This is a genomic window from Sphingomonas sp., assembly GCF_032114135.1.
In the GTDB taxonomy this organism is placed as follows: domain Bacteria; phylum Pseudomonadota; class Alphaproteobacteria; order Sphingomonadales; family Sphingomonadaceae; genus Sphingomonas.
Genome location: NZ_DAMCTA010000001.1, coordinates 717980 through 739326, shown reverse-complemented (window position 1 = coordinate 739326; position 21347 = coordinate 717980). Strand labels below are relative to the sequence as shown.

Annotated in this window: 16 protein-coding genes; 12 read left to right on the top strand and 4 right to left on the bottom strand. The window is 68.0% G+C overall.

All coding sequences use genetic code 11. From position 1 onward, the window contains the following. Positions 1–20 precede the first annotated feature (20 nt). Positions 21–575 (bottom strand): dCTP deaminase, encoded by a 555-nt coding sequence (gene dcd / locus RT655_RS03505; RefSeq protein ID WP_313535002.1) that lies wholly within the window; start codon positions 573–575, stop codon positions 21–23. Between the two features lie 96 nt (positions 576–671). Then, entirely contained in the window at positions 672–1154 is a 483-nt protein-coding gene (locus tag RT655_RS03500; protein ID WP_313535001.1) for a peroxiredoxin, read from the bottom strand. 114 nt (positions 1155–1268) lie between these two features. On the opposite strand from RT655_RS03500, the gene RT655_RS03495 reads away from it, so the two are divergent. The 10 genes from RT655_RS03495 to trxA all read left to right on the top strand — a co-directional run bounded on the left by RT655_RS03495 (position 1269) and on the right by trxA (position 18216). Then, positions 1269–1829 (top strand): YqgE/AlgH family protein, encoded by a 561-nt coding sequence (locus RT655_RS03495; RefSeq protein ID WP_313535000.1) that lies wholly within the window; start codon positions 1269–1271, stop codon positions 1827–1829. Positions 1830–1950: 121 nt separating this feature from the next. Further along, the gene (ahcY, locus tag RT655_RS03490) at positions 1951–3369 is read left to right on the top strand and encodes an adenosylhomocysteinase (RefSeq protein ID WP_313536892.1); all 1419 of its coding nucleotides are present in this window, start codon (positions 1951–1953) and stop codon (positions 3367–3369) included. A 251-nt stretch (positions 3370–3620) separates the two neighbouring features. Then, positions 3621–6665 (top strand): TonB-dependent receptor domain-containing protein, encoded by a 3045-nt coding sequence (locus tag RT655_RS03485; RefSeq protein ID WP_313534999.1) that lies wholly within the window; start codon positions 3621–3623, stop codon positions 6663–6665. 108 nt (positions 6666–6773) lie between these two features. Further along, on the top strand, positions 6774–9113 hold the full coding sequence (locus RT655_RS03480) for an ATP-binding protein (RefSeq protein WP_313534998.1): 2340 nt from the start codon (positions 6774–6776) through the stop codon (positions 9111–9113). Then, positions 9110–9568 (top strand): tRNA (adenosine(37)-N6)-threonylcarbamoyltransferase complex ATPase subunit type 1 TsaE, encoded by a 459-nt coding sequence (tsaE, locus tag RT655_RS03475; protein ID WP_313534997.1) that lies wholly within the window; start codon positions 9110–9112, stop codon positions 9566–9568. Before RT655_RS03480 ends, tsaE begins: the two co-directional genes overlap by 4 nt. Next, complete coding sequence (locus RT655_RS03470; RefSeq protein WP_313534996.1) at positions 9565–10536, top strand: phosphotransferase; 972 nt, start codon at positions 9565–9567, stop codon at positions 10534–10536. The genes tsaE and RT655_RS03470 overlap by 4 nt, the downstream gene beginning before the upstream one ends. Beyond that, positions 10533–11285: a nucleotidyltransferase family protein gene (locus RT655_RS03465; protein WP_313534995.1), complete on the top strand. Its 753-nt coding sequence runs from the start codon at positions 10533–10535 to the stop codon at positions 11283–11285. Before RT655_RS03470 ends, RT655_RS03465 begins: the two co-directional genes overlap by 4 nt. A gap of 79 nt (positions 11286–11364) precedes the next feature. Further along, positions 11365–14304 carry a double-strand break repair protein AddB gene (gene addB, locus RT655_RS03460; protein WP_313534994.1) on the top strand — a complete coding sequence of 980 codons (2940 nt, stop codon included), beginning with the start codon at positions 11365–11367 and terminating at the stop codon, positions 14302–14304. 102 nt (positions 14305–14406) lie between these two features. Next, entirely contained in the window at positions 14407–17811 is a 3405-nt protein-coding gene (addA, locus tag RT655_RS03455; RefSeq protein WP_313534993.1) for a double-strand break repair helicase AddA, read from the top strand. A gap of 84 nt (positions 17812–17895) precedes the next feature. Beyond that, positions 17896–18216 carry a thioredoxin TrxA gene (gene trxA, locus RT655_RS03450; protein WP_121076646.1) on the top strand — a complete coding sequence of 107 codons (321 nt, stop codon included), beginning with the start codon at positions 17896–17898 and terminating at the stop codon, positions 18214–18216. A gap of 49 nt (positions 18217–18265) precedes the next feature. Here the strand turns inward: trxA and RT655_RS03445 are convergent, their stop codons facing one another. Both RT655_RS03445 and argJ read right to left on the bottom strand, forming a co-directional pair. Continuing rightward, on the bottom strand, positions 18266–19060 hold the full coding sequence (locus RT655_RS03445; RefSeq protein WP_313534992.1) for an inositol monophosphatase family protein: 795 nt from the start codon (positions 19058–19060) through the stop codon (positions 18266–18268). A 5-nt stretch (positions 19061–19065) separates the two neighbouring features. Then, positions 19066–20292, bottom strand: a complete 1227-nt coding sequence (gene argJ, locus RT655_RS03440; protein ID WP_313534991.1) for a bifunctional glutamate N-acetyltransferase/amino-acid acetyltransferase ArgJ — start codon at positions 20290–20292, stop codon at positions 19066–19068. 39 nt (positions 20293–20331) lie between these two features. Here argJ and RT655_RS19980 point away from each other — a divergent pair, with 39 nt between their 5' ends. Beyond that, on the top strand, positions 20332–20985 hold the full coding sequence (locus RT655_RS19980) for a TonB family protein (protein ID WP_409530234.1): 654 nt from the start codon (positions 20332–20334) through the stop codon (positions 20983–20985). Between the two features lie 93 nt (positions 20986–21078). After that, the gene (locus tag RT655_RS03435) at positions 21079–21339 is read left to right on the top strand and encodes a hypothetical protein (protein ID WP_313534990.1); all 261 of its coding nucleotides are present in this window, start codon (positions 21079–21081) and stop codon (positions 21337–21339) included. The last annotated feature ends 8 nt before the right edge of the window (positions 21340–21347 follow it).

Below are 21347 nucleotides of genomic sequence, written 5' to 3'. Positions count from 1 at the left end.
TCAATGTTGAGGCGCGGAACTCAAAGCCGCGGCAGGGTCACGCCGCGCTGGCCCATGTACTTGCCCGCACGGTCGGCATAGCTGGTCTCGCAGGGCTGCTCGCCCTTGAGGAACAAGAACTGGCAGGCGCCTTCATTGGCGTAAATCTTGGCGGGCAACGGCGTGGTGTTGGAGAACTCCAGCGTCACATGGCCCTCCCATTCGGGCTCCAGCGGCGTGACGTTGACGATGATCCCGCAGCGCGCATAGGTCGACTTGCCGAGGCAGATCACCAGCGTGTCGCGCGGTACCCGGAAATACTCCACCGTCCGCGCCAGCGCGAAACTGTTCGGCGGGATCACGCAGACATTGGTCTTGCGGTCGACGAAGCTGTTCGCGTCGAAGTTCTTGGGGTCGACCACCGCGCTGTCGACATTGGTGAAAATCTTGAACTCGTCGGCGACGCGCGCGTCATAGCCGTAGGAGGAGAGGCCGTAGCTGATGCAGCCTTCGCGGCGCTGGCTCTCCACGAAGGGCTCGATCATGCCGTGTTCGAGCGCCTGCTCGCGAATCCAGCGGTCGGATAGAATGGACATGGGGGCGGGTAGTGCGGGGCGGGGCGGTCGCCGTCAAGCGGACCGCCGCGCGAGCGTTTCCTCCTCCCCGCAGCAGCGGAGAGGAGGATAGGGCGATCAGAGCTTGCTCAGCACATAGTCGGCCGAGCTGACCTCGAAGGCGCCGGGCGCCTCGACGAACAGCTGCTCGACGACGCCGTCCTTGACGATCATCGCGAAGCGCTGGCCACGCGTGCCCAGACCGAAGGCCGAACCATCCATGGTGAGGCCCAGCGCCTCGGCAAAGCCGCCGTTGCCGTCTGCGAGCATCGTCACCTTGTCGGCCACGCCGTTTGCCTCGCCCCAGGCCTTCATCACGAAGAAGTCGTTGACCGCGGTGCAGGCGATCTCGTCGACGCCCTTGGCCTTGATCTCCTCGGCCTTCTCCACGAACCCCGGCAGGTGCTTGGCCGAGCAGGTGGGGGTGAAGGCACCGGGCACCGAGAACAGCGCGACCTTGCGGCCGGCGAAATAGGCGGGGGCCTGGACCTGGTCCGGCCCGTCGGCGGTGACCTTGACGAGCGTGGCGTCGGGGATGCGATCGCCGGTCTGGATCGTCATGCTGCTCTCTCCTTGTACGAATCCTGCGGCCGCGCGGCCGCTGCGCTTCCATCGCATCCCGCGCAACAAATTCAAGCGTGGCCCGTAGGGAGGGCGAACGATATGGTGGACCGCATGGATTCGACGCCTTCCCTCACCGGCCAGTTCCTGCTGGCGATGCCTGGCATCGGCGATCCGCGCTTCGAGCGCGCGGTGATCGCGATGTGCGCCCATGACGTCGAAGGCGCGCTGGGCATCGGTATCGGCGCGACGATCGAGGGGCTGGGCCTGCACGACCTGCTCGAACAGTTCGAGATCGATCCGGGCGAGGTGCCCGACGTGCCGGTGCATTTCGGCGGCCCCGTCGAACCGCGCCGCGGGTTCGTCCTCCATACCGCCGATTGGAGCGGACAGGACACGATCGACGTCGCCGGTCGCTGGCAGCTCTCCGGCACGATCGACGTGCTGCGCGCGATCGCGGAGGGCAAGGGGCCAAGCCGCTGGCTGGTCGCGCTCGGCTATGCTGGCTGGGGCGAGGGGCAGCTGGAAACCGAGCTGACCCGCCATGGCTGGTTCAACACGCCCGCCGATCTGGCGCTGCTCTACGATACCGATGTGTATGAGCGCTGGGCCGAAGGGTTCGTCGGCGCAGGGATCGATCCGCGGCTGCTGGCGAACAGTACCGGTACTGCCTGACGCCCCCTCTGTAGTCATATAAAGATATCTTTATATTAACATTGCGCGCCTGATCCGAAGCGGCTAGGGGCGCACCCATGCGACCGGGTGGATTCCCGGTGCGCCTGCATTTTGCCTGCAACTGGAGAAGCAGCCCGTGGCTACCAACGACTATGTCATCAAGGACATCGCCCTCGCGGATTTCGGCCGCGCCGAAATCAACATCGCCGAGACCGAGATGCCGGGCCTGATGGCGCTCCGTAAGGAATTCGGTGAATCGCAGCCGCTCAAGGGCGCGCGCATCACCGGTTCGCTGCACATGACGATCCAGACCGCAGTGCTGATCGAGACGCTGACCGCGCTCGGCGCGCAGGTCCGCTGGGCGACCTGCAACATCTTCTCGACGCAGGACCATGCCGCCGCCGCGATCGCCGCGACGGGCGTGCCGGTGTTCGCGGTGAAGGGCGAGAGCCTGGCCGACTATTGGGATTATGTCGGCGACATCTTCAACTGGGGCGCCGATGGTGACGGCACCACCGCCAACATCATCCTAGACGACGGCGGCGACGCGACCATGTTCGCGCTGTGGGGCGCCAAGCTCGAAGCCGGCGCGACGCTGGGCGAGCCCGAGAACGACGAGGAAGTCGAGTTCCAGCGCGCGCTCAAGGCGTTCATCGCCAAGTATCCGGGCTACCTGACCAAGACCGTCCAGAATCTGAAGGGCGTCTCGGAAGAGACCACCACCGGCGTCCACCGCCTGTACGAGATCGCCAAGAAGGGCGAGCTGCCGTTCCCGGCGATCAATGTCAATGACAGCGTCACCAAGTCGAAGTTCGACAACCTTTATGGCTGCAAGGAATCGCTGGTCGACGCGATCCGTCGTGCTACCGACGTGATGCTCGCCGGCAAGGTTGCCGTGGTTGCCGGCTTCGGTGACGTGGGCAAGGGCTCGGCCCAGTCGCTCCGCAACGGCGGCGCGCGCGTGATGGTCACCGAAATCGATCCGATCTGCGCGCTGCAGGCGGCGATGGAGGGCTTCGAGGTCGTCACCATGGACGAGGCCGTCAAGCGCGCCGACATCTTCGTGACCGCGACCGGCAATGCCGACGTGATCACCGCCGATCACATGAAGGCGATGAAGCCGATGTCGATCGTCTGCAACATCGGCCACTTCGATAGCGAGATTCAGATCGCCGCGCTGTCGAACTACAAGTGGACCGAAGTGAAGCCGGGCACCGACCTGGTCGAGTTCCCGGACGGCAAGCAGATCCTCATCCTCGCTAAGGGCCGCCTGGTGAACCTGGGCTGCGCCACCGGCCACCCGAGCTTCGTGATGTCGGCTAGCTTCACCAACCAGACGCTGGCGCAGATCGAGCTCTGGACCAAGGGCGAGAACTACAAGAACGAAGTCTACGTGCTGCCGAAGCACCTCGACGAGAAGGTCGCCGCGCTGCACCTCGAGAAGCTGGGTGTCCAGCTGTCGCAGCTCAGCGCAAAGCAGGCTTCGTATATCGGCGTGCCGGTCGAAGGCCCGTTCAAGCCGGACCATTATCGCTACTGATCGCGCACGCGATCGTCACGCGACGGCGGCCGTCCCCTTGGGGGCGGCCGTTTTCGTTTGATCCGTCGCCTTCGCAACAAAATGTTGCTGTTTTGCAACACTCCCTCTGAAACTGCTGTAACATTTCCGCACACGGGTTCAGTCGTGGCCCCCGATCCCCCGCGGAAGCATTTCCGAAACATCGGCAACATTGGTGAAGCGCAGTTCGCGTCCATCGCTGCGGCATAGATAGTATCAAAGAGGGGTTCGTAATGCGTTCAGTTCGAGCAGGCCGCCATGGTGGTCTGAAGCTAACCGCGTCAATCGCGGCGCTCATTGCCACGCAGGTCGGCATGCCGGCGTTCGCGCAGGCACAGACCGTGGACAGCGGTGCTGCGCAGGCCCAGGAGCCAGCAGAAATCGTCGTCACCGGTTCGCGCATCGCGCAGCCGGGCGTGAACTCGCCGATTCCCGTGACGTCGGTGACCGTAGCCGACCTTACGCGTTCAGGCGGCGTCGCCATCGGCGACGCGATGAACACGCTGCCGTCACTGCGGCCGACCTACAGCCAGGCGAGCTCGACCCAGTTCATCGGAACCTCGGGCCTAAACTTGCTGGATCTGCGCGGTCTGGGCACGGCGCGTACGCTGGTGCTGGTCAACGGCCGTCGCCATATCACAGCGCTGGAAGGTGAGTTCCAGGTCGACGTCAACACGATCCCGACCGACCTGCTCGAACGCGTCGACGTCGTCACCGGCGGCAGCTCCGCGGTCTACGGCTCGGACGCGATGGCCGGCGTCGTGAACTTCGTGCTGAAGCGCAATTTCGAGGGCGTCCGTCTCAACGCCCAGGCCGGCATCAGCGACAAGGCCGATCGCGGTACCTATCGCCTCTCGGGCACCGTCGGTAAGAATTTCTCGGAAGGTCGCGGCAATATCGCGGTCGCGCTCGAATATAACCGCGCGGACTTGGTTACCTATGCCGATCGCCCCGAACTGACCGGCGCCGTTGACGGCCGAACCCAGCTCCAGCTGGTCGAAGATCCGACGATCGACAACAACCGTCCCGATCGTACCGTCCTGAACCGCGTGCACAGCTATGGCTATGACAATGGCGGCAATTTCATCGCCTATAACGGCACGAGCACGCGGTCGTGCGCGATTGCCAACGCCTGTGTCGCCAACGGCTTCCCGCGCATCTTCGGCTTCCGTCCGGACGGTTCGCTGAACGAATACAATTACGGCACCGATTTCCGCCCGGCGGGTTCGGGCAACAACCAGGGTGGCGACGGCGCGGTGCTCAACGACCGTGGCACGCTGGTCCCGCAGCTCGATCGCTATGTCGCGAACGTCATCGCGCATTATGATGTGTCGGATGCATTCCGTCCGTTCTTCGAAGCCAAGTTCGTGCGCGTCGAGAGCTTCAACCAGGGCACGCCGACCTTCGCGCAGGGCGGCGGCCAGGGCCTCGTGAACGGCGATCCGGCTGCGCTGACCTACGGAACCAGCGTGGGCATCCCGATCCGCCTCGACAACCCCTACCTTCAGCCTGCAGCCGCCGCGACGATCGCTTCGCTGCTCCCGGCCGGTTCGCAGTTCTTCCGCCTCAACCGCGAAAACAACGACATCGGCACCCGTGACGAGTTCGATCGTCGCGACACCTATCGCTTTGTCGGCGGCGTGGAAGGCACGTTCAACACTACCTGGAAGTATGACTTCTCGGTGAACTATGGCGAGTTCCACTCGACCTCGCGCTTCTACAACAACCGCGTCGAAGAGAATTTCTACAACGCCGTAGACGCCACGCGCAATGCGGCCGGCCAGATCGTGTGCCGCATCAACCAGACCACGGTGACCGATCCGAACTGCGTGCCCATCAATTTGCTGGGCGATGGTTCGGTCAGCCAGGCTGCGCGCAACTACGTCAACACCACCTCGACCCGTATCGGCAAGGCAACCGAGCTCGACATCAACGCCAACCTCATCGGCGATTCGGGCAAGTGGTTCGAACTGCCGGGCGGCCCGGTCCGCTTCGCGATCGGCGGCGAATATCGCCGCGAGACCGCGCGCTACCAGTATGACGCGCTGGTGAAGAGCGGTGCGACCTTCCTCAATGCCATCCCGGACTTCAACCCGACCTCGTTCGAGGTGAAGGAAGCCTATGGCGAGCTGCAGCTGCCGGTGCTGCGCAACCTGCCGTTCGCGCAGGAGCTGACGGTCAACGGTGCCGTGCGCGTTGCGGACTATAAGGGTGCGACGGGTACGGTCTGGGCCTGGAACGCGGGCGGCATCTATGCGCCGGTTCGCGACATCAAGTTCCGCGTGAACTATTCAAAGTCGGTCCGCGCCCCGACCCTGGGCGATCTCTACTCCTCGCCGTCGCAGAACTTCGCAAGCGTCGACGATCCTTGCGACGTCAACTTCATCAACAAGGGTCGCTCGACCCGTGCGGCAAATTGCGCGGCGGCCGGTGTCCCGGCGGGCTTTGTCAACGATCGCACGCGTGCAGGCACGCTGGAAATCCTGTCGGGCGGCAACGCCAATCTGACGGCGGAGACCTCGCGCAGCTGGACCTATGGCGTCGTCGTGCAGCCGAGCTTCGTGCCCGGCCTGTCGTTCACCGCCGATTATTACGACATCAAGATCAGCAACGTGATCAGCCCGGTGGAAGCTCAGACGATCGTCGATGCCTGCTATGATGCGCCCAATCTGAGCAATCAGTTCTGTGCGCTGATCAACCCCCGCCAGTCGAACGGCTATTTCGCCGCGCCGGCGCTGCTCCAGAGCAGCGTCAACTTCGCAGCGCTGCGCGCCAAGGGGATCGATCTGGATCTGAGCTACACCCGCAAGGTGTTCACGAACGACCGGATCACGATTCGCGGTCTGGCCAACTACGTCCAGAACCGCACCGATTACCCGTATCTGGACACCCCGGATCGTCCCGAGCGCGTGCGGGGGGAACTGAACGATCCGATCTGGCGTGCGAACGTCTCGGTTGATTACACCCATGGTCCGCTGACCCTGGGCTATCAGGTCCGCTATATCGGCCGTCAGTCGATCACCGATTGGGAGACCCAGCACGACACGAATGGGGTGCCGGCGCTCGATCCGAACTATGCGGATGTCGTCTACTACCCGCATGTGTTCTACCACGCGATCCGCGGTACGCTGGACGTGAACCGCCAGTTCACGCTGTACGGCGGCGTCGACAATATCGCCGACAAGCGTCCGCCCTACGGCCTGCTGGGCACGGGGGACGGTGGCATCTTCGATAACATCGGTCGCTTCATGTACATCGGCGCGACGGTCAAATTCTGATCTTTGCCGGTGAATCGAATGGGAAGGGGCTCGGCGATCGCCGGGCCCCTTTTCGTTTGGGGGCGCATTGTCCTAAGGACGGACTGTGGCAGGCCTTGGGAATCCTCGGTGATCGTAGTTTCGCAGAGTGGCGCAGCCATTGTCGGCGCGGTGCTGGCGTTCGTCTTGATCGCGGCGGTCTGGGCACTCTACGCCGGGCTGGCCGCGCGCGCCGCCGCACGCACCGCCTATGAGCAAAACCGCCGATTGCTGCGCTTTTCCCGCACCTCGCCCGCGCTGCCCATGCTCGTCCGCGCCGATGGCCGCATCGAGATGTCACCGCGCCTCGCCGCGTGGCTGGGCCTGGAAGGCCCCGTCGAATCACTCGCCCGCCTCACGCAGAAAGACTCGGGGCTCGATCCCGAGGATGTCGCACTGCTCGGCGAGCAGGTGGAGGCGGCTCAGCGCGCCGGACAATCCTTCCGCCTCTCACTGCCGGTGCGCGGCTCGGAGCGGATGCTGCTCGTGCTGGGCGAGCGCGCGTCTGAGGCGGTGGAGACGCCGGGCAGCGTGCTGCTGTGGGTACTCGATGCGACCGACAGCCAGGCCGAGGTTGGTGCGCTGGAGCGCGAGGCGGATCGGCTGCGCGCCGCCTTCGATGCGCTGACGGCGCTGATCGAGGCGGCGCCGATGCCGATGTGGTATCGCGGGCCCGATCTGCGGCTGCTCATGGTCAACACCGCCTATGTCCATGCTGTCGAGGGGCGCGATGCCGAGGACGTGGTGTCGCGCGGGGTGGAACTGGTCGACGGCGCCGGGCTGGGCGGCCCGCTTGCCAACGCCGCCATCGCGCGCGACACGCAGGAGCCGCAATCGGCGGCGATGCCCGCGACGATCGCCGGCGCCCGGCGGATGCTCCGCCTCCACGACGTGCCGCTGCCCACCGGCGGCATCGCCGGCTTCGCGGTCGATATCGAGGAACTGGAGCGCGCCCGCGGCGGCCTCAAGCGCTTCGCCGAGGCGCAGCGCGCGATGCTCGATCGCATGTCGGCCGGCGTCGCGCAGTTCGGCTCCGACCGCAGCCTGGTGTTCTGCAACCAGCCCTTCCGCCGCCTGTTCGCGATGAAGAACGAGTGGCTTGCCGATCGCCCCGAATTTGACCGCGTGCTCGAGCGGATGCGCGAGGCGCGCAAGCTGCCCGACGTCCGCGATTTCCCGCACTGGAAGGCCGAACGCCGCGAATGGTTCACCGCGCCCGAGGCGGTGGAGGAAAGCTGGAGCATCGGTACCACCCATCTCCGCGTCGTCGCCCAGCCGCTGCCCGAAGGCGGGTTGCTGCTGATCTTCGAGGACCAGACCCAGCAGCTGGAGCTGCAGCGCGAGCATGGCGAGATGCAGCAGGTCCGCACTGCGACGCTGGACAGCCTGGCGGAGGCCGTCGCGGTGTTCGGCAAGGGGCGGCTGCAGCTGTGGAACCGCAAGTTCCGCCAGGTCTGGGGGTTCGAGGACGGCTTCCTCGACGGTCATCCGCAGATCGCCACGATCGTCAAGGCGGCGGGCGGCAAGCTGGTCAATGCAGCACGCGCCGAGATCATCGGCGACCTGATCCGGCTGGCCGCCAAGGATCGCCAGCAGCGGGGCTCCAGCATCACCTTCGCCAATGGCAGGCATTTCGACATTGCCGCGGTGCCGCTGCCCGACGGCAACGCGCTGGTGACGATGCTCGACACGACCGATCGCCAGCGGGTGGAACGCGCGCTTCGTGATCGCAACGAGGCGCTGGAGGCGGCCGACCGCGTCCGCACCGCCTTTGTCGCCAATATGAGCTATGAGCTGCGCACGCCGCTGACCTCGATCAAGGGCTTTGGCGAGATGCTGCAGGGCGGGTTCGCCGGCAAGCTGAGCGCGGACGGCAAGGAATATGTCGAGGCGATCCTGATGTCGGTCGACCGACTGGGCGGACTGATCGACGACGTCCTCGATCTGACCCAGAGCGAAGGCCAGCCGATCGAACGCGAGACGGTGGATATCGAGCTCGCCGCCACCAGCGCCGCCGACGTGATCGCGCCACTGGCCAAGGGCAAGGCGATCGATCTGGTGATCGAGGACGCCGGTACCGCCGGGGTGGTGCTCGGCGATGCCCGCCGTCTCCGCCAGACGGTGGAGCATCTGCTCCGCCATGCGGTGTCGCACACGCCCGAGGGCGGTCGCGTGCTGCTGCACCTCGACGGCAATGCGCGCGTCGCGCGGGTGATCGTCAGCGACGACGGCCCGGGCATGGCCCCCGAGGCGGTAGCGCGGGCGTTCGACCGGTTCGCGCAAGTCGGCACCTCGCGCGGTGGCGACCGCGCGCTGGGGCTGGGCCTGCCGCTCGCCAAGCAGTTCGTCGAGGCGCATGGCGGGCGGATCGAGCTGATCTCCGAGCCGGGGCAGGGGACGCTCGTCACGGTGGAGTTGCCGCGCGGATGACCGAGGACACGATCGTGCTCGCCTCGCTGGACGAGGCGCTGACGCTGGGCGCCAGGCTCGCGGCGGTGGCGGGCCCCGGTGACGTCATCGCGCTGTCCGGCCCCCTGGGCGCGGGCAAGACCAGCATCGCCCGCGGGTTGCTCGCGGCACTGGGACTGGAGGGCGAGGCGCCGTCCCCGAGCTTCGCGATCGTCCAGCCCTATGACGTACCCGAGGTGCGGCTGCCGGTGCTGCACGTCGACCTCTACCGGATCGAGGATCCAGACGAGGCCGAGGAACTGGGGCTGGACGACGCGCGCGACGATTCGCTGCTGCTCGTCGAATGGCCCGAGCGCCTGCATGCCTCGGCATGGCACGACGCCTTATGGCTGACGCTGGCGGTCGCGGCGGACGGCACCCGTGCCTTGACAGCGCGCGCGCCGGCGGCATGGGAAGGCCGATGGCCGTTGACATGACTCCGCCGGGCTCGGCGCCCGCTTTCCTCGCTTCCGCCGGTTGGGCGGGGGCGGATATCCTCCCCGTCGCCGGCGATGCCTCGTTCCGCCGCTATTTCCGCGTGGTCGAGGGCGACCGCAGCGCGATCCTGATGGACGCGCCGCCGCCCCACGAGGATCCGCGCCCGTTTCTTGCGGTGGCGCGCTGGCTGACCGGGCAGGGGTTCGCCGCGCCGGCGATCCTGCACGAGGATCTCGCGCAGGGCCTGGTGCTGATCGAGGATTTCGGCGATGTCCGCCTGCGCGAGACGGTGGATGCCGAGCCCGCGCGTGAGCTTGAGCTCTACGGCGCCGCGGTGGACCTGCTGGTGCGGCTCCACGATACGCCGGCCGGCGTAGAGGCGCCCTATGACCTCGCCGTCTACCAGCGCGAGGCGGGGCTCTTCGTCGAATGGTATTGCCCCGCCGTCGGGCTGGAGGTGGATGCTGCCGGCTATCGTGACGCCTGGGATGCGGTGCTGGCGCCGCTGCTCGCTGGTCATCGCCCCGTCACGGTGCTGCGCGACTATCATGCCGAGAACCTGATGCTGATCGAAGGCGGGGAAGGTTTGGGGCTGCTCGACTTCCAGGATGCGCTTGCCGGGCACCCCGCCTACGACCTCGTCTCGCTCCTCCAGGATGCGCGCCGCGACGTGCCGCAAGAGACCGAGGCGGCGATGCTGGCCCGCTATCGTAACGCGACGGGTGCCGGCGAGGCGTTCGACAGCGCCTATCATGTGCTCGGCGCGCAGCGGAACGCCAAGATCCTCGGCATCTTTACCCGGCTGTGGAAGCGCGACGGCAAGCCACGCTATCCGTCGCTGTGTCCGCGCGTCTGGACCTATCTGGAGCGCGACCTCGCGCACCCGGCGCTGCAGCCGGTGGCCGACTGGTTCGCTGCCAATGTGCCGGTCGAAAAGCGCGGCGATCCCATGCAGGTGGCGGCATGACGATCTATTCGCTTCGCCCGCAACCTGCGGCGCCTGTGCCCAAGACCGCGATGGTGATGGCCGCGGGCCTCGGCAAGCGGATGCGTCCGCTGACCATGAGTCGGCCCAAGCCTCTGATCGAGGTCTCCGGCAAGCCGCTGATCGACCATGTCTTCGATCGTCTGGCTGCTGCCGGGATCGAACGCGCGGTGGTCAACGTCCATTATCTCGCAGACCAGCTCGAGGCGCATCTCCGGGCGCGGGTGAAGGGCGTGGAGCTGCTGGTTTCGGACGAGCGCAGCCAGTTGCTGGAGACCGGCGGGGGCCTCGTCCAGGCGCGCGGGATGCTTGGTGACCAGCCCTTCCTGTGCGTCAACAGCGACAATCTGTGGGTCGACGGCCCCAGCGACGCGATCCGGCTGCTCGCGGCGCAGTGGGACGATGCCAAGATGGACGCGCTGCTGCTGCTGGTGCCGCTGGCGCGCGCGACCTGCCATGGCGGGCAGGGCGATTTCCGCCTCGACGCGTTCGGGCGGATCACCGAGCGGCGCAAGCCCGGCCGGCTGGCGCCCTTCGTGTTCACCGGCATCCAGATCCTGTCGCCCCGCGTGATCCGCGATTGGCCCGAGGGGCCGTTCTCGACCAATTTGTTCTGGAACCGCGCGATGGAGGCCGGGCGGCTTTGGGGCGCGGTGCACCAGGGGCTGTGGTTCGACGTCGGCTCCCCCAAGGCGATCCGCGCGACGGAAACGGCGCTCGCGGAGCTTTGATCGTCCAGCCGCGGACAGCGGTTGCGTTGAAGTCCCACGGCGCTAAGGTTCGCGCTCCGTTCCCCTTTTGCCGAGCCGCATGTCGCACGCCCTGCACCTCTACACGATCCCGCCGCACCGGGCCTTTGCCGATGCGCTGGCGATCGGGCTGATCCGCCGCTTCGGCGCGGACCCGCTGCGGCTGGCGCGCGGCGTGGTGCTGCTCCCCAACAACCGCGCCAAGCGGGCGATGCAGGACGCCTTCGTGCGCGAGAGCGGCGGCGGGCTGCTGCTGCCCCGGCTGGTAGCGATCGGTGACCCCGAACTCGACGAAGCGGTGTTCGAGACGGTCGACGATGCCGAGCCGGTGCCGCCCGCGGTCGATCCGCTCCAGCGGCGGATGATCCTCGCCCGGCTGCTCCAGGGACATGACGCGCGCCTGGACGCGGCAGAGGCGGTGCGGCTGGCGGGCGATCTCGGCACCACGCTCGACCAGCTGCTCGTCGAGGAGGTTTCGCCCCGGCGGCTGCGCGACCTGGAGCTTGGCCCCGAGCTGTCGGCGCATTGGGAGCGATCGCTCGCGCTGTTCGAGATCGTGTTGACCCGCTGGCCCAAGGAGCTGGCCGCGCTGGGTCGCGTGGATTTGCCCGAGCGGCGGCGACGCCTGCTCGATCGCGTCTCGGCGCGATGGAAGGCGGCGGCGCCGGCGGGCTTCGTCTGCGCCGCCGGCGTCACCACGGCGGCGCCTGCGATCGCGCGGCTGTTGCGGGTGGTCGCCGAGCTGCCCGAGGGGATGGTGGTGCTGCCCGCGCTCGCCACCGCGATGGGCGACGACGAATGGGAGTCGCTCGGGCCGCACAAGCCGGATCCGACCACCGGGCGCCGCCGGCGCGCGCTGGAGACGCATCCGCAATTCCACCTCAAGCTGCTGCTCGACCGGATGGGCGTGGCGCGCGGCGAGTTCCAGCAATGGCGCGTCGCCAGCGAGCTCGATGCGCCGCCCGCGCGCAGCAAGGCGATCGCCTCGGCGATGCAGCCGCCCGAGCTCACCCATCGCTGGACCGACCTGCCCGCCGGCGATCGGCGGCTGGACGGGGTCCGCGCGCTCGACCTTGCGACCCCGGCCGAGGAGGCCCAGGCAATCGCGCTGGCCCTGCGCGAGGCGCTGGAGACGCCCGCGCGTACGGCTGCGCTGGTCACGCCCGATCGCGCGCTGGCCCGCCGCGTGGCGGCACATTGCGGCCGCTGGGGCATTGCGGTGGACGATTCCGCCGGGCAACCGCTGTCGCTTACCCCGCCGGGCACCTTACTGCTCGCGCTGGCCGATGCGGCGGCGCAGGCCTTTGCGCCGATGCCGCTGCTGACCTTGCTCAAGCATCCGCTGGTGCAGCCGAACGATCGTGCCGCCTGGCTGGACGGTGCGCGGGCGCTCGATCTCGCGTTGCGCGGCCCGCGTCCGGCACCCGGCCTGGCGGGTATCGACGCGCATCTGGCCGAGCAGGGCGGGCGGGAAGGGGCGCTCCGCCGCACCGCCGCGCGCTGGTGGGAAACGGCGCGGCCGCTGCTTGCTTCGCTTGAGGCGGTGTTCGCCGGCCGAGCGCAGCCGCTTGCCGGGCTGGTCGCTGCGCTGCGCGAGGCGGCGCAGGCGCTGGGCGGTGACATGCTGTGGAGCCGCGAGGACGGCCGCGCCGCCGCGCTGCTGCTCGACGATCTGGAGCGCGAGGCCGCGCACGGCCCCGCGTTGGCCGAGCCCGACAGCCTCGCGCCGATGCTCCGCACGCTGATGGACGAAGTCGCGGTGCGGCCGCCGCAGGGCGGGCATCCGCGGCTCGCCATTCTCGGCCTGATCGAGGCGCGGCTGCACAGTGCCGACCTGATGATCCTCGGCGGGCTCAACGAAGGCGTCTGGCCGGGGCTACCCGCGCCCGACCCCTGGCTCGCGCCGCGCATCCGTGCCGAACTCGGGCTGCCGGGGCTGGAGCGGCGGATCGGCGTATCTGCGCACGATCTCGCAATCGGGCTCGGCGCACGGCAAGTCCTGCTCACCCGCGCCCGCCGGGACGCGAGCGCGCCGACCATCGCCTCGCGCTTCTGGCTGCGGCTGGAGGCGCTGTCGGGTGGTCTGGTGCGGGCAGGCGACCTCGCCGCGTGGATGGCGGCGATCGACGCGCCGGGCGCCTTCGCGCCGGTCGCACGGCCGGAGCCTTCGCCGCCATCCAAGGACCGGCCCAAGGTCATCTCGGTCACCGAAGTGGATCGGCTCAAGGCCGATCCCTATGCCTTTTACGCCCGGCGGATGCTGCGGCTGATGCCGCTCGATCCGGTCGATGCCGATCCTAGCGCTGCGTGGCGGGGTACGGCGGTGCACGACGTGCTGCAGCGCTGGTTCGAGGAGGATGACTGCCGACCGGACCTGCTCCGCGCCCGTGCTGAGGCGATGCTGGCGGACACGCGTACGCACCCGCTGATCCGCGCGCTGTGGCAGCCGCGTCTGATCGAGGCGATCGACTGGATCGCCGGGGAACTGGTTGAGCAGGGGCTGAAGGGGCGCACGGTGCTGGCGGTCGAGCGGGACGGGTCGATCGACTTCGCCGGCGTGACGCTGCGCGGCAAGTTCGACCGGGTCGACCGGCTGGAGGGCGGCGCGCTGGCGATCGTCGACTACAAGACCGGCCAGCCGCCGAGCACGCGCGCGGTGAAGGCGGGGTTCAGCCTCCAGCTCGGGCTGCTGGGGCTGATCGCCGAGCGGGGCGGGTTCGAGGGCATCGAGGGGGCCGCGCGGGCGTTCGAATATTGGTCGCTGGCGCGCAATCCGCGGAGCGGCGGGTTCGGCTATGTCGACTCGCCGGTCGATCCGAAGAAGCGCGAGCCGGTGCCCGCGGAGGATTTTGTCAGTATCGCCGCCGAGCATTTCGCCGCGGCGGCGGGCGAGTGGCTGACGGGCGAGCGTCCGTTCACCGCCAAGCTGGTGCCGGAATATGCCCCCTATGCGGAATATGACCAGCTGATGCGCCGGGATGAATGGTATGGGCGTGAGTAAGCATCGTGCTCCTGCGAAGGCAGGAGCCCAGGGCCACACGGGACTCTCTCGCAACCCCTGGGCCCCTGCTTTCGCAGGGGCACGGCCAGGAGGGACGCGCCCATGAGCCGCAGCCCCGCCAAGCTCCACCCGCTCAAGGGCAACCAGAAGCGCGCCAGCGATCCGACGCGGCATATCTGGCTGTCGGCCTCGGCAGGGACCGGCAAGACGCAGGTGCTCGCCGCACGGGTGTGGCGGCTGCTGCTCGCGGGCACCGATCCCTCGGCGATCCTCTGCCTGACCTTCACCAAGGCCGGCGCGGCCGAGATGTCCGAGCGAATCACCGGTCGGCTGGCTTACTGGGTGCGTGCCAAGGACGAGGAACTGGCCGCCGATCTTGCGGCGCTGGGCGAGAGCATCGGGCCGGAGAGTCGGGCTGCTGCGCGCACGCTGTTCGCCAAGGTGCTGGATGCGCCCGGGGGCGGCATCCGCATCCAGACGATTCACAGCTTCTGCCAGTCGCTGCTTTCCGCCTTCCCGATCGAGGCGGGGCTGGTGCCCGGCTTTCGTCCGCTCGAGGCGCGCGAGGAGGCGGTGCTGGCGCGCGAGACGCTCGCTGAGATGCTGGTCGAGGCCCGGCGCGAAGGCCGCGAGGGCGTGATCGACGCAATCGGCGCGCTCAGCCTGCGGCTCGGCGAGGGCGGGGCGGAAGGCTTCCTCCAAGAGTGTGCGCGCGCCGGCGAGGCGCTGGAGGGGCTCCCCAGCGGCATCCAGCCCTGGCTGCGTCGTTCGTTCGACCTTCCCGCGGGCGACATCGCGGAATCGCTCGCAACAAGCTGCAGTGACGGCAGCTTTGACCTGCAAACGCTACGCAATATCGCATCGGCTAACGCTGCCTGGGGCACCGCCCGCGGGCTGGAGCGGGCGGACGTGATCGCCGCGTGGCTGGCGCGTTCGCCGGAAGAACGCGCCGAAACGCTGGATCAGCTCCACCTCGTCTGGGCCACCGCCAAGGGCGATCCGCGCAGCTTCGCCAAGGGGCAGGCGCCGCAGGATCCCGACTATGTCACAGCGGCGATGCGGCTGCATGGCCGCTGTGGCGAGCTGCTCGCGATGCGGGTGCGCGCCGCCTATGTCGACCTGCTCGCGCGCGGGCTGGAGGCGGGGCGCGAATACGCCCGCGCCTATACCGCCGCCAAGCGCCGGCTCGGCGCGGTGGACTTCGACGACCTGATCGGCCGCACCATCGCGCTGCTCCGCCAGGAAGGCATGGGCGAATGGGTGCGCTACAAGCTCGACCAGGTGACCGAGCATGTGCTGATCGACGAGGCGCAGGACACCAATCCCCGGCAATGGGCGATCGTCTCGGCCATGGCCGACGAGTTCTTCGCGGGCGAAGGCGCGCGCGGCGACCGGCTGCGCACGCTGTTCACCGTGGGCGACTACAAGCAGGCGATCTTCGGCTTCCAGGGCACCGACCCGATCTTCTTCCAGGCGGCGTTCGAACGGTTCAAGCAGCTGGCGAACTTCCGCGCGGACTATGAGGTCGAGGTGCGCGAGCTGGAATCGCTCTCGCTCACCCACAGCTTCCGCTCGACCCGCCCGGTGCTGGAGTTCGTCGATACCGCGCTGGGCCTGCTCCCCGACCCCGGCATGGGTCCGATGAGCGACAGCGAGCCGCACGCCAGCGAAGTACCGGGTCCCGGCACGGTGACCTTGTGGCCGCCGGTACTCGATGGCGGGAGCGAGGCTGACGAAGAGGAATGGCTGGGCGAGGCTACGCGTGGACTGGCCATCCGTATCGCACGGCAGATCAAAGCTTGGGTGGGCAATCTCCCGCTCGCTGCCAAGGGCCGCATGCTCGCCCCCGGCGACGTTATGGTGCTGGTCAAGCGGCGCGGCGAGCTTGCCTCGCTGATCGTCGCGCGGCTCTATGCCGAGGGCGTGCCGGTGGCGGGCGTAGACCGGCTGCGGCTCAACGCGCCGCTGGCGGTGCAGGACCTGCTCGCCGCGATCCGCTTCGCGCTCCAGCCCGAGGATGATCTGTCGCTGGCGGCGCTGCTGGTCTCGCCGCTGATCGGCTGGAGCCAGGAGGAGCTGATGGCGGCGGCGGTGCGCGAGCGCGGCGGGCTCTGGCGGCACCTGCGCGAACGCCAGCCGGCGGAGAAGCTGGCGCCGCTCTACGATCTGCTGCGCCGCGCCGACCTCGCCACGCCCTATCGCTTCCTTGAGGAGATCCTGTCCGGTCCGCTGCAGGGGCGGCGCAAGCTGCTGTTGCGGCTGGGTGAGGAGGCGCGCGATCCCATCGAGGAACTGCTCAACGCGGCGCTCACCTTCGAGACGCGGGCGACGCCGTCGCTCCAGCGCTTCCTCGACTGGTTCGATCGCGGCGATGTTGAGATCGTTCGCGATGCCGCCCAGCCGCAGCCGGCGGTGCGGGTGATGACGGCGCATGGCTCCAAGGGCCTGCAGGCCCCGCTGGTAATCCTGGCCGACGCGACGGTGGACCCGACGCGCAGCCCGCGCAGCACGCTCAAATGGACGCCCGACCAGGATCAGGAGAAGTTCCCGATCTTCCGCCCCCGCAGCGGCGAGCGCGACGGGGCGCTGGCCGAGGCGCTCGCCGAGGCGGACGCGCGCGAGCTGCAGGAACATTGGCGGCTGTTCTACGTCGCCGCCACCCGCGCGGAGGAGCAGCTGGTGATCGCCGGGGCGCTGGGCCCTCAGGCCAAGGGCGAGCCGCCCAAGGCGAGCTGGTATGCCGCCAGCGCCGCCGCGCTCGATGCGCTGGGTGTGCCGCTGGACGAGGCTGGCGTGCGGGAGTTCCACGGCGTGGTCCCGCAGGCGCCGGTGCAGCCTGTCCCTCCACTGGTGGTCGGGGAAGCCGCGCCCGCGCCGGTGCTGCCCGACTGGCTCCACACGCGCGCGCCGGAGGAAGCCCGCCCGCCGCGGCCGCTGGCGCCCTCGTCGCTGGGCGACGACCGTGTGTCGGATCCGCCGCCGGGTCCTGCGCTGCGGGCCGCGGCCGAGCGTGGGCGATTGCTCCACGCCTTGTTCGAGCGCCTGCCCGGCGTTGCTCCGGACGCGCGGCGGTCTGCCGCCGATCGCTGGCTGGCGGGAGCAGGGGGGCTCACCGATGAGGCCGACCGCACCGCGCTGATCGATGCGGCGCTCGCCGTCACCGAAGACCCGCGCTTCGCCGAGTTGTTCGGGCCCGACGCGCTGGGCGAGGCGCCGATTGCGGCGGTGGTGGCGGACGGGGTCGTCGTTTCCGGCATCGTCGACCGGCTGATGGTTACGCCCGAGCGGGTACGGGTGGTCGACTTCAAGACCGGCCGCCGCGCGCCGGCCTCCCTGGCGGACGTGCCTCCCTATCATCTCCGCCAGATGGCCGCCTATGTCGCCGCCCTACGGGTCATCTTCCCCGACCGGGACGTGGAGGCCGCCCTCCTATATTCCGCGGGTCCGGTGCTCTACGCATTGCCAGAGGACCTTCTCGCCGAGCACAAGCCTCGCTACGTGGGGTAGGAGCAAAGCTTGGGCTCCTGCGCTTGAGCAACGCCCCCGGCGATCATAGATAGCCGACCAACACGAAGTTCAGGAGATACCGACATGGCCACTGTGGCGACTACCGACGCCAATTTCGAAACCGACGTGCTGCAGGCGGACAAGCCCGTCCTCGTCGATTTCTGGGCAGAATGGTGCGGCCCGTGCCGCATGATCGCCCCGGCGCTCGAAGAGCTCGCCGAGGAGCTGGCAGACAAGGTGCAGATCGTGAAGATCAACATCGACGACAATCCCGATGCGCCGACCAAGTACGGTGTGCGCGGCATTCCGACGATGATCCTGTTCAAGAATGGGCAGCAGGCCGCCACCCAGGTCGGCGCGCTGCCCAAGAGCGGCATCAAGCAGTGGATCGAACGCGAGATCTGATCGCGTTTCGCCAGGCTCCCCGCCCGATCGCGGGCGGGGAGTGCTGGTTTCAGTCGAACAGCAATTCGGTGGCGCGCTTCCCGAGCTCGGGCGTCGATGCCGCGACGATCCCGACGCCATCGTCGCCGATCCGATAGGGGCTGCCGTCCCAACGGCTGACATAGCCGCCTGCCTCGGTGAGGAACAGCGCGCCCGGTGCGTGATCCCACACCAGCGTCCGCCGGAAGACGGCGATGTCGTTCTGGCCCAGCACCAGCCGCGGATAATTCTCGGCGGCGCATCGCGGCAGCGGCACCAGCTCGAATGCCGATCCGAAACGCGCGGCGCGTGCGGCATGTTCTTCCTCGGACTGCCCAACTTTCGAAACCGCCGCCAGCGGCCTGGCTGCCCCGCTTGCGCGGGCGCGGACCGGTGCGTCGCCGATGAACGCGCCGCGACCCAGCGCGGCATGGCACATGCGATCGGCCACCGGATCATAAAGCCAGCCCGCCTGCGTCACGCCGTTCTCGACCAGCGCGATCATGATCCCAAACGGAGGCTGACCGGCGGCGAAGTTGGCGGTGCCGTCGATCGGATCGATGATCCAGGCGCGCGCGGCGGTTGCCTGGTCCATCAGCGCCGGATCGGTCGCGCAGGCTTCCTCGCCGACGAGCACCGCGTCGCCGTCTATCGCCGACAGCCCCTCGGTCAATCGTTCCTCGGCCTCGCGGTCGGCGATGGTGACCAGCTCGCCGGGCATCTTTTCCAGCACGTCTTCAGCGGCGAGATTGCGGAATCGCGGCATCACCACCGCCTCGGCCACGGTGCGCATCAGCGCGGAGACGGCGGCGTGGTGGCGATGCATGCGCGTCAGCTCCGATAGTCAGCGTTGATCGAGATATAGCCGTGGGTAAGGTCGCAGGTCCAAACCTTCGCGCGGCCCTCACCGAGGCCGAGATCCACGCCGATCTCGATTTCCTGGCCCTTCAGATGCGCCGCGACCGGGGCCTCGTCATAGCCTTCCACCGCGAGGCCGTCGCGGGCGACCTGGGTGGCGCCGAAGCGGATGGCGAGCTGGTCGCGCTCGGCAGGCTCGCCCGCCTTGCCGACGGCCATCACCACGCGGCCCCAATTGGCGTCCTCACCGGCGATCGCGGTCTTCACGAGCGGCGAGTTGGCGATCGACATGGCGATGCGGTGCGCGCTGCGGTCGCTTTCGGCGCCCTCGACGGTGATTTCGATCAGCTTCTGCGCGCCTTCGCCGTCGCGGACGACGAGCAGGGCGAGCTGGCGGCAGAGATCGGCAAGCGCCGCGCGAAAGGCTTCAGCACCATCGTCCTCATCGCTTGCCAGCGGCGCGTTGCCGGCCTTGCCGGTCGCGAAGGCGAGGACGGTGTCGCTGGTCGAGGTGTCGCCGTCGACCGTGATGCAGGAGAAGCTGGCACCATTGGCATCGCGCAAGGCGTGCTGCAGGAATACCGGGTCCACCGCCGCATCGGTGAAGATGAAGCCGAGCATCGTCGCCATGTCCGGCGCGATCATGCCCGATCCCTTGATGATGCCAGTGAGCGTCACCGTCCGGCCGTCGACCACGGCGGTGGTCACCGCGCCCTTGGTGAAGGTGTCCGTCGTCATGATCGTCGCGGCGGCGTCTTCCCAGCTGCAGACTTCGGCCGTGTACGCTGCGTCGAGCCCCGCTTCGGCCTTGTCGATCGGCAGCGGCACGCCGATCACCCCAGTGGAGGCGACGAACACGTCCGAGGGATCGCAGTCGAGATGCTGGGCGGTGCGGGCGGCGATCGCTTCCACCGCCGCGCGGCCGCGATTGCCGGTGAAGGCGTTGGAGTTGCCGGCGTTCACCACCAGCGCACGCGCCTTGCCCAGGACGAGTGCCTTGCGGCACCATTCCACCTCGGGCGACGGGCATTTGCTGCTGGTCAGCACGCCCGCGACGCTGGTCCCCTCGTCGAGCGTGACGAAGGTGAGATCGCAGCGATCCCAGTTCTTGTACCGCGCCCGCGCAACGCGCAGCGTCACGCCGGGGATCGCGGGGAGGGCGGGGAAGGGCAGCGCGAGCGGGGAGGTGCTGGTGGACATGGAACCGCCTGTGGTTAGGATGCGGCGCGTGCTTCGGGCATGGGGGGGCAAAGATCAATGTTTTTGGTGATGGCGCTGCTGGCGGCGCAGGTCGCTCAGGGGGAAAGCGTAAGGCCCAGGCCTAAGCCCCTGAGTCCGCCTCATACTTGGATAAATGATGACGATTATCCAAAGACCGCAGCTGAGGAGCGGCGAGCGGGTCTTCTTCGCTACCGTTTGGAGGTGGATCCAAAGGGGTTTCCCGTGAAATGTAGCATTTTACGATCTTCCACCCATGAAGAACTCGACCGAGAGGCCTGTGTCCTTCTCTTGCAGAGGGCCCGATTTGCACCGGTGCGGGATACGGATGGTAAACCGATAACGGCGGATTTTACGGGGGTTATATCGTGGAATTCGGGCACTGACGGCTCAGCTAATGTGCAACCGTCTAGCCCAGACACTCTCGATCTCACGGTCGCAGCATTGCCGGCCGACTATCGTGGGCCTGTCCGAGCCGAAATCACTGTCGGAGAGGGTGCGATCACGACGAATTGCCGCATCCTAGAATCGAGTGGGAGCGGGGCAGCCGATCGCGCCGCCTGTCGGCAGCTTGAGGCAATCGCTGCCGATCCAGCGGCAAAAGCGGCGAGAAAAATGGCGAGTACCCGGACTTACATCGTCTCATTCCGCACCGATACGCCGGCCACTCCCTAGCTTTTGATTAGACGAACCGTGCGTCGATCCCTATGTGTCGTGCGTTGCCGCCCGTCGGTTGCGACATTATCACCGTGTACCACAGGGTTTCGCTTGGAACTGCTGCTACTCCTTACTGCGCTTTTCGCGAGCCTGACCGGTGTGTCGGGCCGGGGCGATGTGCGTTCGATGCAGGGCGTGGCGGTGGTGCGCGTGGCGGAGGCCGCGCAGGCAACCGTGCAACCCTCGCGCCATATCGTCGCCGCTGCGGCGGCGCTCCCCGCGCTGGTGCGGGTCGGGACGATTCCGGTATTCCACGTCGCCGCCGCGCCGCGGCCTGCGCTTCGCCTCGCCTTCGAGCAGCGGCGCGAATAGCCTTTCCG